Annotated in this window: 13 protein-coding genes and 3 pseudogenes; 9 read left to right on the top strand and 7 right to left on the bottom strand. The window is 34.2% G+C overall.

All coding sequences use genetic code 11. The features are described from left to right. Nucleotides 1-197: transposase (locus IC220_RS03795; RefSeq protein WP_188153245.1), on the top strand; the 197-nt coding region annotated here is incomplete at its 5' end. Nucleotides 198-576: 379 nt separating this feature from the next. Here IC220_RS03795 and IC220_RS03790 read toward each other — a convergent pair. The 3 genes from IC220_RS03790 to IC220_RS03780 all read right to left on the bottom strand — a co-directional run bounded on the left by IC220_RS03790 (nucleotide 577) and on the right by IC220_RS03780 (nucleotide 3120). After that, nucleotides 577-1197 carry a ribonuclease D gene (locus IC220_RS03790; protein WP_188153244.1) on the bottom strand — a complete coding sequence of 207 codons (621 nt, stop codon included), beginning with the start codon at nucleotides 1195-1197 and terminating at the stop codon, nucleotides 577-579. 133 nt (nucleotides 1198-1330) lie between these two features. Next, nucleotides 1331-2557, bottom strand: a complete 1227-nt coding sequence (hisS, locus tag IC220_RS03785; RefSeq protein ID WP_188153243.1) for a histidine--tRNA ligase — start codon at nucleotides 2555-2557, stop codon at nucleotides 1331-1333. Then, nucleotides 2554-3120 (bottom strand): NifU family protein, encoded by a 567-nt coding sequence (locus IC220_RS03780; protein ID WP_188153242.1) that lies wholly within the window; start codon nucleotides 3118-3120, stop codon nucleotides 2554-2556. The genes hisS and IC220_RS03780 overlap by 4 nt, the downstream gene beginning before the upstream one ends. Before the next feature lie 87 nt (nucleotides 3121-3207). On the opposite strand from IC220_RS03780, the gene IC220_RS03775 reads away from it, so the two are divergent. After that, on the top strand, nucleotides 3208-3537 hold the full coding sequence (locus IC220_RS03775) for a DnaJ domain-containing protein (protein ID WP_223158762.1): 330 nt from the start codon (nucleotides 3208-3210) through the stop codon (nucleotides 3535-3537). 23 nt (nucleotides 3538-3560) lie between these two features. On the opposite strand, the pseudogene IC220_RS07885 reads toward IC220_RS03775, so the two are convergent. Further along, nucleotides 3561-3885, bottom strand: a pseudogene (locus IC220_RS07885) (transposase); the annotation flags it as partial. Beyond that, a pseudogene (locus IC220_RS03765) lies at nucleotides 3881-4312 on the bottom strand (IS630 family transposase); the annotation flags it as partial. The pseudogenes IC220_RS07885 and IC220_RS03765, both read right to left, overlap by 5 nt. A 45-nt stretch (nucleotides 4313-4357) precedes the next feature. Between IC220_RS03765 and IC220_RS03760 the strand changes: the two are divergent. After that, nucleotides 4358-4555: pseudogene (locus IC220_RS03760) on the top strand (IS5-like element ISSoc13 family transposase); the annotation flags it as partial. A gap of 54 nt (nucleotides 4556-4609) precedes the next feature. Here IC220_RS03760 and IC220_RS03755 read toward each other — a convergent pair. After that, the gene (locus IC220_RS03755) at nucleotides 4610-6868 is read right to left on the bottom strand and encodes an ankyrin repeat domain-containing protein (protein ID WP_188153240.1); all 2259 of its coding nucleotides are present in this window, start codon (nucleotides 6866-6868) and stop codon (nucleotides 4610-4612) included. Nucleotides 6869-6925: 57 nt separating this feature from the next. Beyond that, the gene (locus IC220_RS03750; RefSeq protein WP_188153239.1) at nucleotides 6926-7471 is read right to left on the bottom strand and encodes a J domain-containing protein; all 546 of its coding nucleotides are present in this window, start codon (nucleotides 7469-7471) and stop codon (nucleotides 6926-6928) included. Nucleotides 7472-7749: 278 nt separating this feature from the next. Between IC220_RS03750 and recA the strand changes: the two genes are divergently transcribed. Genes recA through IC220_RS03720 form a run of 6 tightly spaced genes read left to right on the top strand, consistent with a single transcriptional unit; the run spans nucleotide 7750 to nucleotide 14946 of the window. Beyond that, the gene (gene recA / locus IC220_RS03745; protein ID WP_188153238.1) at nucleotides 7750-8826 is read left to right on the top strand and encodes a recombinase RecA; all 1077 of its coding nucleotides are present in this window, start codon (nucleotides 7750-7752) and stop codon (nucleotides 8824-8826) included. Next, entirely contained in the window at nucleotides 8826-9104 is a 279-nt protein-coding gene (locus IC220_RS03740; protein ID WP_188153237.1) for a BolA family protein, read from the top strand. The genes recA and IC220_RS03740 overlap by 1 nt, the downstream gene beginning before the upstream one ends. A 4-nt stretch (nucleotides 9105-9108) precedes the next feature. Beyond that, nucleotides 9109-10350, top strand: coding sequence for a cystathionine beta-lyase (metC, locus tag IC220_RS03735; RefSeq protein WP_188153236.1), 1242 nt, complete (start codon nucleotides 9109-9111; stop codon nucleotides 10348-10350). After that, complete coding sequence (locus IC220_RS03730) at nucleotides 10325-11734, top strand: Mur ligase family protein (protein ID WP_188153235.1); 1410 nt, start codon at nucleotides 10325-10327, stop codon at nucleotides 11732-11734. Before metC ends, IC220_RS03730 begins: the two co-directional genes overlap by 26 nt. A 57-nt stretch (nucleotides 11735-11791) precedes the next feature. Next, nucleotides 11792-14665 carry a phosphoribosylformylglycinamidine synthase subunit PurL gene (locus tag IC220_RS03725; protein WP_188153234.1) on the top strand — a complete coding sequence of 958 codons (2874 nt, stop codon included), beginning with the start codon at nucleotides 11792-11794 and terminating at the stop codon, nucleotides 14663-14665. Between the two features lie 23 nt (nucleotides 14666-14688). Next, nucleotides 14689-14946, top strand: a complete 258-nt coding sequence (locus tag IC220_RS03720; protein ID WP_188153233.1) for a hypothetical protein — start codon at nucleotides 14689-14691, stop codon at nucleotides 14944-14946. Nucleotides 14947-15121 lie beyond the last annotated feature (175 nt).

Below are 15121 nucleotides of genomic sequence, written 5' to 3'. Positions count from 1 at the left end.
TACTCACAATTGCTAAAAAAGATCCCGAAGCTGAAGGATTTCAGGTTATTCCAAAACGTTGGATAGTTGAAAGAACCTTTGCTTGGCTCTCCAATTTTAGGCGCATGAGCAAAGATTACGAACATTCTCCTCTTACCTCAAAAACCAATATTTTCTTTAATATGATTACCGTTATGCTTAATAAATTAGCTACTTAAATAATTTCAAGACATCTTCTCAGATTTTGAATCTGAATGGTTTCAAGAATTTAAGTGTAAATGGGCTCAAGAATTTATTCCTAATTTAGAAAAGCAAATGACCTGGACTAGGCTACATGAAAACATTTTAGAATATTTGGAAGTAGAAAAGGAAAATATTTTTTAAACCAAATACCGTCAAGCATACAATAAGATCAAGCTAATGAGATTTAATATTATCACTGGTATTGTAAGTTTGAGGCATGAAGCTTTCGGGTTGGGGATTCTTTATAGGATTTATTAGCAACTCACTTCATGTTGTTTCGCAGAGGACGCATATAACAGCTCATATGTTTAGGAAATACTATACTTTCTCCATACTTTTTCTGGGTATGATCAATTATATTTGATGGTTAAAAATATCTACATTTTCCCACCCCATTAAATCCAATTGAATGCGAGTAGGAAGAAATTCAAAGCATTTTTGGGCTAATTCTTTTCTATTTTCACGTTCCAGCATAAAATCTAGCTTTTTCTTTATTTCATGGAGGTATAAAACATCAGATGCAGCATAGTTTTTCTGCTTTTCTGTCAAATTCTCGCTCCCCCAATCAGAAGATTGTTGTTGCTTATTTAATTTAATACCTAGTAATTCTGAGCATAACTCTTTTAAGCTATGATTATCTGTGTAGGTGCGAGTTAAACGCGAGGCTATTTTCGTACAATAGCATGGAAGTGCCAAGATTTCTAAGTAATAATGTATTATGCTAATATCAAACCGTGCAAAATGAAATATTTTGGTTATATTTTTATTCCCTAATATTTTTTTTAAGTTGGGAGCTCTATAGTCTCTTGTCAGTTGGATTAAATGAGCATTACCATCTCCAAGGGATAGCTGTATAAGGCATAACCTGTCTCTAACATGCAACAGGCCCATTGCTTCTGTATCAACAGCTATAGAGCTTATGTTATCAGACAACAGATTATCTGGTAAGTCATTTTTATATAAAAATATTCCCATAAAGTTAGTGTATTTACTTTTAGCAAATAGAATAACTGAAGATGAATCCTAAGTACACAATATAATTATGAAACAACATAACAGCTTTATTGTATTTAAATAGCTAAACTAGATTTTGCTATTATGAGAAGGGCTATACTATATGCTCTATTATGTCATTGCACATAACCACTTCTTCCTTTCCTGTATCCATATCTTTGATCTTTACAGTTTTATTATTTAACTCCTCATCACCAAAAATCAGAGCGATTTTAGCATTTGCTTGATTTGCTTTTTTCATTTTTACTTTCAACGTATTGCCATATTCATAATTAACATATAGACCACTTTTTCGTAATTTATCTGCAAGTTCCAAAGAGTACAGCTCCGCCTGTTTACCAATTGGAATTAAACAAACGGGTCTTTTCTCTCTCGGAGAATAATTTATTAATTCCATTATACGCTCGATACCACCTGCAAATCCTATTGCTGGAGTGTATTTTCCACCCATTGAAGATACTAGATTATCATATCTTCCTCCGGCAAGAACTGTTCCTTGAGCACCCAGATCTTCCGTGATAAATTCAAAAACTGTATGACAATAATAATCCAAACCACGAACTAATTTATTATTTATAATATAAGGTATATTAAGAAACTGTAATCCGTTTAACACCTGATCAAAAAAGTGTGAAGCTTCTTTTGTATAATAATCACTTATTTTAGGTGCCTCAGAAATTATTGACTGATCTTTTTTATCCTTAGAGTCTAGTATTCTGAGTGGATTTTTGATCAATCTATTCTGACTGTCCTCCGACAAATCATACTTGTACTTTTCAAAGTATGATACTAATGATTCTCGATACTTTATGATAGTTCCACTATCACCCAAAGAATTAATCTCCAGCCTTATATTATTATTAATACCAAATTCGGTTAATAAGTGTTGACCTAACGATATCAATTCAACATCAGATTTTGCATCTTCTATACCGAAAGCCTCAAAATTTATTTGGTGAAACTGCCTTTGTCGGCCTTTTTGAGGTCTTTCATAACGAAATATAGGACCTGTTGAAAATAGTTTTGCGGGTAGTTGCAATTTTTTATCAATTAATAGTCTAACTAGTGCTGCTGTAAATTCTGGACGTAGAGTGATACTCTTTCCTCCTTTATCATCAAAGGTATACATTTCCTTAGTGATGATATCTGAGCTATCGCCAAGAGTTTTTGTAAAAACCTCTGTATATTCAAATATTGGAGTTTCTACAGGAACGAAGCCATATAGACTAGAAATGTTATTTGCTACTTGTTGAATGTATTTAAGTTTATACCATTCATCAAACAGAAGATCTTTTGTTCCTCGAACTGTCTGGTTACTCATGACATAGTTTCCACACCTGCAACTTCTGGTATGTGATAACTTAGCATGTTTTGCACTCCTTGCTTTAGAGTTATCGAAGCACTTGGGCATCCAGAGCAGGCTCCATGTAATTCAACAAAAACTATCCCATCTTTGTAGCCACGAAATTTAATGTCACCACCATCTTGAGCAACTGCAGGTTTAATATAATTCTCCATCAATTCTTTTATCCTATTGACAATTTCTACATCATCTTCAGCAAAAAATTCTTCGTTTAATTTATCATTAACTCCTTCTTCACTTAATGCTTTTCCACCAGAAGTAAAATGATCCATAATTGTAGTTAAAACTTCTACCTTTAATACATCCCAATTCACCTCATTAGATTTTGTTACTGAAATAAAATCATAGCCAAAAAATACTCTTACTATATGTTCTATGCAAAAGAGCTTCACTGCTAATCTGGAGCTTTTTGCTTCATCTGCATTTGCAAAATTTGCAGTTTTTCCTTCATCTAAAATAGCAAATCCTGGAAGAAACTTTAATGTATTCGGATTAGGTGTTTCTTCGATTTGAATAAACATATCATTTACCAATATAATTATAATTGTTATATTTAATCACAAAATAATAAAAAAATATACATGTTGTTCGTTTTTTTTCTTTTATTAATGGTAATAGTTGCTGTGTTTATTTTGCCTAGTATGCTCATATCTTTTCTCTTTTTAGCAAGAAGAAACAGTATTAATATGGTAGCAAGCTCTATGATAAGTAAATTGATCAATGAATTAAATAATAGAAAAAATTACACTCATAGCAGTAACATGTCAAAAGATGAAGCATTGAAAATATTAGGACTAAATCCTGAAGCAACCCATAATGAAATTAACAATGCATATTACAATTTAATGAAGTTGATTCACCCAGATAAAGGCGGCTCAGCATATTTTGCACAAAAACTAAATGAAGCACGTGACAAATTATTAAAAAGGCAGGCCTAGATGTACTGGCGATTCTTCTTTTTATCTGCTAAAACCTTAATTTCTGATAATATTGCCACTTTTGATTCCTTAAAAAGCCGAAAATCATGCCTTTTGCCATTTGAAAAAGACGTACAAATGATCTTTTTGCTCTTCTTTTCTGCGATTATTTGTGTTTTTATACTGTGCTTTTTCTTTTTTCCTGAATAAAATAGTTTTTGCTTTTTTTTGGTCTTTCCACAGGAGTTTCTGTTGCATCAATCACTAAAACCTCATATCCATCTCACTTTTTAAGAGCTCTTTTCGGCCTGGCAACGTAAAATCCGGATGTTTTACCAACGTATCCTCGACCCATTTAACCGTCTTATACCAAATCACACAAATAAGTAGGCAAATAACTCACAGAACAAATGGTTTTGATCGAACTTTCCGTAATATTACGAATGAATGCACATACAGTATCCTCCAATAAACTAACAGAGTCATATATTCTATTTTTTATGAGATTGTCTTTCAAATATTGCCATAATCTCTCAACTGGATTTAACTCTGGTGAGTATGGTGGCAAGTATATTATAGTAATATTTTTTGGTACTCTTAAGCCTTTAGACCTATGCCAACTCGCACAATCCATAATAAGCAAAACTTCTCGTGTTCCTAAATCTTTTGACATCTGCTCCAAAAATACATTCATACAATCGGTGTTTACATAGGGGGCAAGTAAGCTAATCTCCTTGCCATTTCTTGGATTAACTGCACTGTAGAGATAAAAATTTTGCCTTCTTTCTTCTACCTTTTTTCTCACAGAATAATTTTGTTCACAGAGCCTAGGAATTGGTATGAGGTTGTCATTCCGCCAAAAAGAAATAAAAAAGTGCAGAGGTATTATGATGAGCATATTTATCAAGAACGTCATTTGATTGAATGCTTTTTCGGCAAAATAAAACATTTTAGGCGGATTTTTTCAAGATTCGATAAGACTGCCACGGTTTATTTAGGCTTTTTAAACTTCGTTGGGGCCCTTATGTGGCTCGCTTAAAATTTTGTTCACAGAGCCTAGTAAAATTGGCGTTTTCTTTTTTGCTTGTGCAGGTTAAGCAGCATGTGCTTTACTACTGCAACAACTGATTGCCACACCAGTAAGATAACCAATACCACCACCTATAGCTGCACCGGCAATACCTAACCCTAACTGAGCACCAATTCCTACACTGATACCAAGAATGAATGGAGCAAAGCAATATAGCGCAACAGCACCAATTATTGCACCAACAACTGTAGCCGAATCTATAAGTAAAGATCGTGTATTATTGCTTTGTTTGTTATCTGAACTGCTATTCTGAGGTATTATAAATCTTTGTGATGTAGCAGTATTTTTTGGTAAACTACTACTACCTTGACCATTGTTTTGGTTGCTATTTAAAGTGCTTCCTGGAATTATTGTCGATCCTGGCATTGGTTTTAATGTAGTAGTCTTTTTTGGTGAACTATTGCTTTGACCGTTGTTTTGGTTGCTATTGAAAGTGCTCACTGGAATTGTTGTAGGTTTTGGCATTGGTTTTAGTGTAGCAGTATTTTCTGGTAAACTACTGCCTTGACCGTTGTTTTGGTTGCTACCTGAAGCGCTACTCTGAGGTATTATTGGTTTAGTAGTACCGTTTGATAAACTATTCTGATTGTTTACTATAGGTGGCTGATTACTTTGCATTCTTGTTTGAGCATGATGAAAATATACTACGGATTTAGAATACACTTTTGGTTGATCTTCTTTTTTCAATATAGTAAGACCCTTTGCATCACGCTGACCAATTGGTGAGTATGAATATAAAAAGCTTCTTTGGATATTAGTGCTATAATAATCTTGAGAAATTGTAAAATTTAATCTATTACCGAACTTTGTAATAAATGCATCTAAAAAACGATCTTCTGGCACCCTTTTTGAGTTAGTGTCATCAGTTATATTCCATCGTTTATTCTCAAACTCTTCTATTTCTTGATTGGTAAACCAAGCAATATTTTTTGCTATTTCTGGATTAATTGCACTGATTAATTCTTTAAGAAAGCCTTGACTTTCTTCATCGATTATTATAGATCTAACGTTCATCCTTTCATATAAGACTTCTTTGCGCTCAAAGCCCATCTCTGCTTGTTCCTGTTTTTTATTTTCACCCCTTCCTATCCCATCTCCTAAAGTTATTAGTGGAGTATTTAATAATTTTATACATACTTCACGCATTGATTGATCTTTAAAAATTTCCGTTATTTTATCTAATAGGTCTGCATCCTCACCTCTTTGTTTATATTTGTTTACAAAACTCTTCATAAGTGCTGTATATCTAGCATCAGCTAAATTTTTATAATGCTCTTCTAATGCATTTTCAGTCTCAAAACCATTCTTGAGCAAACATGCTTTTAGTGATGGCGAAAGAATTACACTCTTTTCTGCATAAAAATTTGGGTGTGATGAATCGTGTTCATTTTCTAAGAACAAACTTGAATCATTATCTAGTAATGTTACAACAGATACAAAATTACTATTTATTCGTGATTTACCCTGTGATTCACCTGAAATCCTAGGTACTCCTGTTTGTTTTCTTACATTACCTGGTAATAATTGTCCATTTGCAAAAGCGAATGCTAGAAATAGCACGAAAGCATTAGTCCCGTGAGCACCAAAAGTTTGGTAATTGGCTTCTTTGCTTCTTTCAAAGCTAATTTGTGGGTGTTTTTTTAAGAATATTTCATTATTTTGAGATACTTTTTCTTCAGTGGAGGTGTGCCTTCTTTTTTTTATATGTTTATTCTGAGTATCTTTAAACTCAAGTAATTTTTTTATGTACGCTTCGTTCATACCTTGAAATCCTAGTACTTCAAGTGCAGCTTCACGTGTTTTTGGCATTGGTTCTGACGTGGCAGTCTCTTGTGGTGAACTACTACTTCCTTGACCGTTGTTTTGTTTATTATCTGAGGCACTGTCTTGCATTATTGTCGGTTCTGGCATTGATTCTGATGTGACAGGATTAGTTTCATTTCCTTTGGAAGATTCTGCTGTTGTTTGATTTTTTATTTCAAAAGAAGGATGGCCTAAAAGCATTACTATCATTTCAGGGCTATATTTTTTCTGATCGACATTAATCCTCATACTATCACTGATTGAAGCACCTTTACCTAAAAGAAATCTTACAGCTTCAACATAATTTTTATCCACAGCTTCATCTAGGGGACTGCGTTGCGCATTATCAAGCACATTTACATCTGCTCCATGATCAATCAGAATTTTCATCAAGTCCGTGCGTCCATACTTAGCAGCTATGTGAATTAGGGTAACACCCATTGCATCACTAATATTCACATCTACGGCATATTTAGTATTTTTTCTTTTCAGTAGAGTATCTTGACAGAGTTCTTCTCAACCTTGATTAGGGTTTTCACAAGCATTTTGTATAACATAATGCATTGGTGTTTTATGTTCTATATTTTGCTCGTTAGGTTTAGTTCTTATGTTAATATCGTCAATACATTTACTTTGCTCTTTTTCTTTCCCTTTTACTAGAAAGCACCTTGCTTGTTTTAACATTCCGCTTTCAAGAGCAAAAAATAAATATAGCTTTTTTCGAGATCCGTCAGAACTTAAGTGTGACCCAAATAGACATTCCATACATTCCTTAGAAGTCTTGTTGTTCATTTCTTTCTCAACTTCAGCTACTTCCTTGCCTGTTAATATAGCATATGCTTGATTTATTGCTTTTGCGTTCTCTTCCGCAATTTTTTTCTCTTCTTGACTTGCGGTTCGCCACTTATCAGGATGCCAATTAAGTATACACAGGTAATATGCCTTGCGGATTTCTCCTTTATGTTGCTCATCTTCTTTTTCAGGCCATGGTGAGTTAGGTCCTAGTATTTTAAATCTTAATACTGCAAGTGCTTCTTTACGTGTTTTTGGAATTGAAAACATAACTTATTCATAATTAATAACTATATACCAGTTTAATTAATTTATTAAAATCTGTCAAGTGGAAAGATTACCAAAACCAGGGCCACCTCATGAAAAGATAAGGGTGGAAAAAAAAGAGAAAAAGCAGTAAAAATAGCCTAATTAAACAAAAAATTTGTTCTATATGTTACATTTATTAAAATAAATTATTAGGTTAGTATAAGTTGAATGGAAAAAAAAGACTTTACTAACCAGTTAATCTTTAGTTAATATATTTATATGTAATTTGTGATAATAATATGGCGACTCAAGAAACAAAAACTGATAAACAAAAAGCACTAGACAGTGCAATTAGTCAGATTAAAAAAGCATTTGGTAAAGATGCAATAATGACACTTGGACAAAATCCGGTAGAAAAAATAGATACAATATCTACGCAGTCAATTGCTCTTGACATAGCTTTAGGAGGAGGGTTACCAAAAGGACGTATAATTGAGATATTTGGTCCTGAAAGCTCTGGTAAAACTACTCTTGCTTTGCATGTAGTTGCTGAGTCACAGAAAAAAGGAGGAGCATGTGCGTTCATTGATACAGAACATGCACTTGATGTATTTTATGCTCGTAAACTTGGAGTCAATACGGATGATTTGGTAATTTCGCAACCTGACACAGGAGAGCAGGCATTGCATATAGTTGAATACTTGGTATGTTCAGGGGCAGTTGATGTGATAGTTGTTGACTCCGTTGCAGCTTTAACGCCAAGAGCAGAAATTGAGGGTGATATGGGTGACCAGCATATGGGCTTGCAGGCTAGGCTTCTAAGTCATGGATTGCGCAAATTAACTTCTGCAGTGTCAAAAGCGAATTGTGTGCTAATATTCATCAATCAAATTCGTATGAAAATAGGGGTAGTATATGGAAATCCAGAAACTACTACAGGTGGCAATGCATTAAAATTTTATACTTCTATAAGGCTTGATATAAGGAAGATTGGTGCAATAAAAGATAAGGAAAATATAATAGGGAACGAAACAAGAGTAAAAGTTGTAAAAAATAAAGTCGCACCTCCATTTAGAGAAGCAAAGTTTGATATCATATACAATGAAGGAATATCAAAGCTTGGAGAAATAATAGACATGGGAGCAAAGCTTGGTGTGCTTGAAAAAGCAGGTGCTTATTACTCATATAATAATACACGCCTTGGACAAGGAAGAGAAAATGTAAAAAATTACCTTAAAACGAACAAGGAAGTTGCAAACGAGATAGAAATGAAAATTAGGGAATGCCTGGGAAATGATAACTATAATCTTATTGATAGTGATAATAATATTGCTATGGAAAATAAAGAACAAGCTGTAGAGGAAGCAGTGTTTTAATGCATGTGATAGAGCAGCGGATACGTGATGCAATAAATGTAATTGATATTAACATTGTTGATGAATCAATAAAACATGCTGATCACTATTTTGCTGCTCCTTCAACACTGCCTTCACATATTAAGCTAATCTTAGTGTCTGATGATTTTATTAATATGAGATCTCTAGAAAGACATAAGTTAATTTACAATTTATTGAAGAATGAAATAAAACTTATACATGCGATTTCGCTTCACTTATACACACAAAGCGAATACAATGTAAAAAACAAAAAATAAAAATGTGAAGGAAAAATCTTTACTAATTAAAGCTGGAAGGAAGTTTAAGGATTACAATGGTTCTATGAACCCACCGGTTTATCACTCCTCTACTATATTATTTCCTACTTATCAAGATTACTTAAATGCATCAATTGGAGAGAGTATATACGATGTTATAAATGATGGAGTTGCACGAGACTATAGCTATAGTAGTGTTGGCACTCCCACTGTTCATTATTTTTCAAATGCACTTGCTGAAATTGAAGGTAGAGGTCAAGCATTAATTTACCCTTCTGGATTGTTTGCTATTACTTTTGCTATTTTAACTTTTAGCAAAGCTGGTTCTCATGTTTTAATTCAAGACAATAGCTATTACCGACTTAGGAGGTTTGCTGAAAATGAGTTACCAAAAAAAGGAATAGAAGTAACTTTTTATGATCCAACTAGGGATATAACGCACCTTATACAAAGTAATACTTCATTGATAATGATTGAAACTTCAGGTTCTATAACGTTTGAAATTTCGGATATAGAGCATATAGTAAAGGTAGCTAAGGACCGAGGTATTGTTACCGTTTGCGATAATTCATGGGCTACTCCTGTATTATTTAGACCGCTAGATTATGGTGTTGATGTTGCGCTGTATGCAGTGACAAAATACTTGGCAGGCCATTCAGATTTGTTAATGGGTGCTATGATTGCTGAAGGTGAAATTTTTAAATTGCTTTACGAGAGTTATAAAAATTATGGAATAACTGTTCAATCGTACGACTGTTACCTTGCACATCGGGGGGTGAGAACGCTTGATGTACGCATGATGCAGCATCAAAAAACGGCCATTAAAATAGCTGAATGGTTGGAAATGCATCCTAAGGTTAGTAGAGTTTTATATCCTGCATTGCCATCACACGCTCAACACAAATTGTGGAAAAATTATTTTAAAGGGGCAAGTAGCGTATTTAGCATAGTACTAGATCGTCAGTATTCATGTGAAGAGTTGAGTAACATGGTGAATCACATGAGAATTTTTAGTATTGGTGCTTCGTGGGGAGGTTGTGATAGTTTGATATTACCAATAGATTGTAAATCCATGACAAGGTCTGTAATGGAATCCGATTATAGTGGGAGTTACGTGAGAATATTTTGTGGACTAGAAGATTCTGAAGATTTAATAGAAGACCTTGATGCTGCACTAGCAAGATTGCCAAATTCGGAGCTTAAAAGAAAGGAAACAGAATGTGAGACTAAAAGAGTTATTGCATAATATTATCAATCTTAACTTTGATGCTGAAATTCAAGGAGTTTCATGTAATCCAAGAAAAATTCGGGAAGGTTACCTTTTTGTTTGTATCTCAGAACGAGACTTAAAATCTTTTCAAGCTGTAGCGGTAATAAATGAAAATTATCCAAATATCAATGTTATTTCAGATACTACTGTAACTACTGGAATGAGAATAATATTTCATCCCAATCCTCAAAAAATATACAGTGAAATAGTTAGCAGGTTTTATCAATTCAAGCAGCCAGAATATATAGCGGCTGTCACAGGTACGAACGGTAAAACCTCGGTGGTAGAATTTTGCCGCCAAATTTGGCAAAATGCTGGGTCTAATGCTTCATCTATAGGAACATTAGGAACATGTTTTGATACTGGCAAGAGATATAACAATGGTAACTTAACCACCCCAAGTGCAGATGATCTTTATGCTATATTGCGTGATATTAATAATAAAAACGTAGAAAATTTAGTATTGGAAGCTTCAAGTCATGGTATAGATCAATATAGAATTCATGGATTAAGGTTGCATGCGGCAGCTTTTACCAATTTTTCACCAGAGCATTTAGACTATCATGGCAATGTGGATGGGTATTTTGAGGCAAAAAAAAGGTTATTTTATGAGGTATTGCCGGAGGGAGAAACAGCAATATTAAATGCAGATATAGATGAATGCAATACATTGCTCAACATAGCTCACGAACGAGGAAATAGAATTATAACTTACGGTAAAAAAGGCACTCAAATTACTCTATTGAAACAAACACTGATTGCAGATGGTCAATATCTTGTAATCAAAATGTATGACAAAATTTATAATATAACTTTTCCAGTATTTGGCAAGTTTCAAGCGCATAACTTACTGTGTGCTATGGCCATATCTAGATTAGATTATAGAGAGATGCACATAGAAAAACTTCATTCTCCTAAAGGCAGAATGGAAAAAGTAAATTCTTTTGCATTTGTAGATTATGCCCATACTGCAGATGCGTTGAAACAATCCTTATTATCTTTAAAATTGCACTTTAGAAAGAAGATAGTTCTAGTTTTTGGGTGTGGTGGAAATCGTGATAAAGCAAAGCGTTCTGATATGGGTAAAATTGCCCAGAAATATGCAGATAGAATAATAATTACGGATGATAATCCACGTGATGAAGACCCAGCAAAAATCCGACATGATATTTTATTGCATTGCCCTAACGCGTTAGAAGTAGGAGACAGAAAAGCAGCTTTAGAAAAAGGTATAAACATTGCTTATAATAAAGGCATGGTTCTTCTAGTTGCAGGAAAAGGACATGAAGAATTTCAAATTGTTGGGGATGAAATTTTTGAATGTAGTGATGTTTCTATGATTAGAAAATTCATGAAGTAGTGTAAACACCCTGCAGTAAAATATGTTATTATATATAAAAGCGTACTACTAAATTATATGACAAATATCAGAATAGAAGTTTCAAACAAATGTGCACAAGTGAGTGTTTATTCAATTTATATAGATAAAGAATTAACATCGGAACTGTGCGAGGAAATGTGTACCTTATTTTATAATAAAATTATACAAGATTGCCGTTATTACCTATATGATAAGAGCCTAAAAGAAGTGCAATATGAACTTACAGAGCCATGGGCAATTGAAATAAGCCTTCTACCTGGCATGACTGATAATTTAGGCAATACAACAAGACAAATTGTTAGAGAGTATTTAATAAGTAAATGTTATATAGATGAGAATATTTATGTCAGCGGGAAGAGTTCAAGGTTAATCCTGGGCAAAGGAGACATACCAACTGAGTATGATATAAAGCAAAATTTTAATTCTATTACTGAATATTGTACACTCATACATAAAGAGAATGACAATTATCATTGGAAATATTATGGATCAGTTTGCAACAGATTCAATGAATCTGCAACAAACCTGCCTGTGTATAATACAAAGTCTGTAAATCTCAATGTCACTGATCAAGAGCTTGAAAAAATCAGCAGAGAAGGAATTGATGGTAACGGTACTTTAGGGCTTTCTCTATCTGCAATGAAAGCAATCAGGGATCATTTTAATATGCTTGGTAGAGATCCGCATGATATTGAGCTAGAATCTTTAGCACAAACTTGGTCTGAACACTGCAAGCACAATATTTTTTGTTCTCCTATCGATGAAATAAAAGATGGTCTTTATGCACATTATATTAAACGTGCAACACGTGAGATAAATTCTAGTATATGTGTATCTGTTTTTGCTGACAACGCGGGTGGCATAATTTTTGATGATGACCACTTGATTGTAGATAAGGTCGAAACCCACAATAGCCCTTCAGCTCTTGATCCATTTGGTGGAGCGATGACAGGCATACTTGGCGTTAATAGAGATATAGTAGGTTTTGGTAAAGGTGCAGAACCTATAATGAATACTTATTACTTTTGTTTTGCTAATGAAGTAAAGGGTAAATTGTATAGAGATAAAGAATGTAAAAATGAGGTTTTGTTACCAGAATTCATCATGAAAGGAGTTATTCGCGGAGTGAATGTCGGAGGAAACTGCTCTGGTATTCCAACCCAACTAGGTTCCGCATATTTTGATGATAGGTTTTGCGGTAAACCTCTGGTTTTTGTTGGCAGTGTAGGAATTATTCCTCGCAATATAAATCATGCTCCTTCATATATGAAAGAACCAAAAGATGGCGACAAAATTGTCATTATAGGTGGAAGGGTTGGCAGAGATGGGATCCATGGTGCAACGTTTTCTTCAGAAGCGTTGTCAGGGAGTAGTCCTTCCACAGTCGTTCAAATTGGTGATCCTATAACGCAAAAGAAGCTATCTAATGCCATTATTGAAGCACGTAATCTTGGTCTTTATAATGCAATAACGGACAATGGGGCAGGGGGACTTTCATCTTCTATAGGTGAAATGGGAAAAAATGGATTTGACGTAGATTTAAGCGAAATTCTACTCAAAAGCAATGATATGGCTCCTTGGGAAATATGGATATCAGAGTCACAAGAACGTATGACCTTAGCAGTACCACAAGAAAACCTTCCTATGCTTCAGCAAATCATGAAGAAACATGATGTAGAATTCAGTGTTATTGGGGAGTTTAATAGTAGCAAAAGGGCTCGAGTTCAAGTCTCCCAAGGTCCACCTATAATAGATATAGAAACCCATTTTTTGCATGATGGCAACCCTAAGATGCATCTAAAAACAAAACCTTGGTCAGGCAAATCAGTAGAAATCGAAAAAAGAACTGTCGATGTTCCTATAGAAATTGAACTAAAGGAAATGCTAAGTAGGCCAAATATATGTAGTAAAGAGTTTATAGTCACGCAATACGATCATGAAGTTCAGGGATCATCGATTTTAAAGCCCTTACAAGGTAAAGGAAGAGTGTGTAGTGAAGCAATTGTTTCACGGCCTATTTTTTCTTCAACGCGTGGCATAGTAAAGTCACAAGGGTTTGGTTCAAGTTATGGAGAGATTGATACTTATCACATGGCAGCATGTGCAATTGATACAGCAATACGTAACTATGTGGCAATAGGAGGAAACATAGATCACTTAGCGATACTTGATAATTTTTGCTGGTGTGATGCTTATAATCCTGAAAGATTATGGCAATTAAAAAGAGCAGCTGAAGCTTGTTATGACTATGCAACTGCGTTTAAAACACCGTTTATATCAGGTAAAGATAGCATGTTCAATGACTTTAAGGGATACGATGAAAACGGTAATGAGGTAAAAATATCTGCGCCACCTTCATTGCTTATTTCAGCTATTGGTATCATAGAAGACATTGAAAATTCGGTATCATTAGATGTAAAAATCCCGGGCGATTTGATATATATACTCGGCATTACCTGCGATGAACTAGGTAGATCAGAGTATCAGTTATATAGTGGAGTAGGGAACAATAATGTACCAAAGGTTGATGCACAAAATGCTAGAAAGCTTTATGAGTGCTATAATAAAGCTATTAAGTCCGGTATTATAGCTTCGGCGATTGCACCAAATCTAGGAGGGCTGATTATCGCTTTAGTGAAATCACTTATTGCAGGTGATCTTGGCGCTGAAGTAGATTTTTCATTGGTGTCGACAAACAGCGCTGATATAAGAACTATTATGTTTTCTGAATCTCAAAGCCGAATATTGCTGACTATTGCGCCACAAAATCAGAAAAGATTTGAAGAGTTATTCAGAGATGTAGTTTTTTCTTGTATAGGTAAAATAACGGAAAAAAAGACATTAAAAATACAGGATATTCTAGAAGTAGAGTTAGCTAATTTAGCTTGCCATTATAAGACACCTTACTAATTTAGCAACTTTTTAATATAAAAATGGTAATATCTATTATAAATAAAGAAAGGTTTATGGGTAAAGAAGATTTAAGATTTTTTGGAGTAACATCTGCAATAGGAGCTCTTACGGGTTGTGTTTTAAGTTTTACAATTTTGCAACCTTCAGCTGCAGGGGGTGTTGTCGGTCTTGCACCTATAGCAGTGATGTATATAAGATTTGTATTAAATGAAGGAGTTCCCAGAAATAAAAAAACTCTGATTGAATTAGGTGTGCAGTCCCAAAGAGTGATGGTATAATAAAATATGAGAAAAAAATACCATCAAAGGAGGAATTATCAAGTATTACATGGGTGCGCCAAGACAACAGAGGCGGTGCGTAGAGCAATACAAAATAGTAAAGAGAGCATAGCAAAACTTTCTGAACGCTATCCCGAAAACTATTGTAAAATGGAAAAAACGCTCATTTACGCAA

The organism is Wolbachia endosymbiont of Pentalonia nigronervosa (assembly GCF_014534705.1).
Taxonomy (GTDB): domain Bacteria; phylum Pseudomonadota; class Alphaproteobacteria; order Rickettsiales; family Anaplasmataceae; genus Wolbachia.
Note: the sequence above shows the minus strand (reverse complement) of the source record. Positions and strands in the feature narration are given on the sequence as shown.

Bases quoted from the DNA above. Each gene is read 5' to 3' on its own strand.
- IC220_RS03790 (WP_188153244.1), bottom strand. From the start codon at position 1,197: ATGGGAATATTTTTATATAAAAATGACTTACCAGATAATCTGTTGTCT.
- hisS (WP_188153243.1), bottom strand. From the start codon at position 2,557: ATGAGTAACCAGACAGTTCGAGGAACAAAAGATCTTCTGTTTGATGAA.
- IC220_RS03780 (WP_188153242.1), bottom strand. From the start codon at position 3,120: ATGTTTATTCAAATCGAAGAAACACCTAATCCGAATACATTAAAGTTT.
- IC220_RS03775 (WP_223158762.1), top strand. From the start codon at position 3,208: ATGGTAATAGTTGCTGTGTTTATTTTGCCTAGTATGCTCATATCTTTT.
- IC220_RS03750 (WP_188153239.1), bottom strand. From the start codon at position 7,471: ATGTTTTCAATTCCAAAAACACGTAAAGAAGCACTTGCAGTATTAAGA.
- recA (WP_188153238.1), top strand. From the start codon at position 7,750: ATGGCGACTCAAGAAACAAAAACTGATAAACAAAAAGCACTAGACAGT.
- IC220_RS03740 (WP_188153237.1), top strand. From the start codon at position 8,826: ATGCATGTGATAGAGCAGCGGATACGTGATGCAATAAATGTAATTGAT.
- IC220_RS03725 (WP_188153234.1), top strand. From the start codon at position 11,792: ATGACAAATATCAGAATAGAAGTTTCAAACAAATGTGCACAAGTGAGT.
- IC220_RS03720 (WP_188153233.1), top strand. From the start codon at position 14,689: ATGGTAATATCTATTATAAATAAAGAAAGGTTTATGGGTAAAGAAGAT.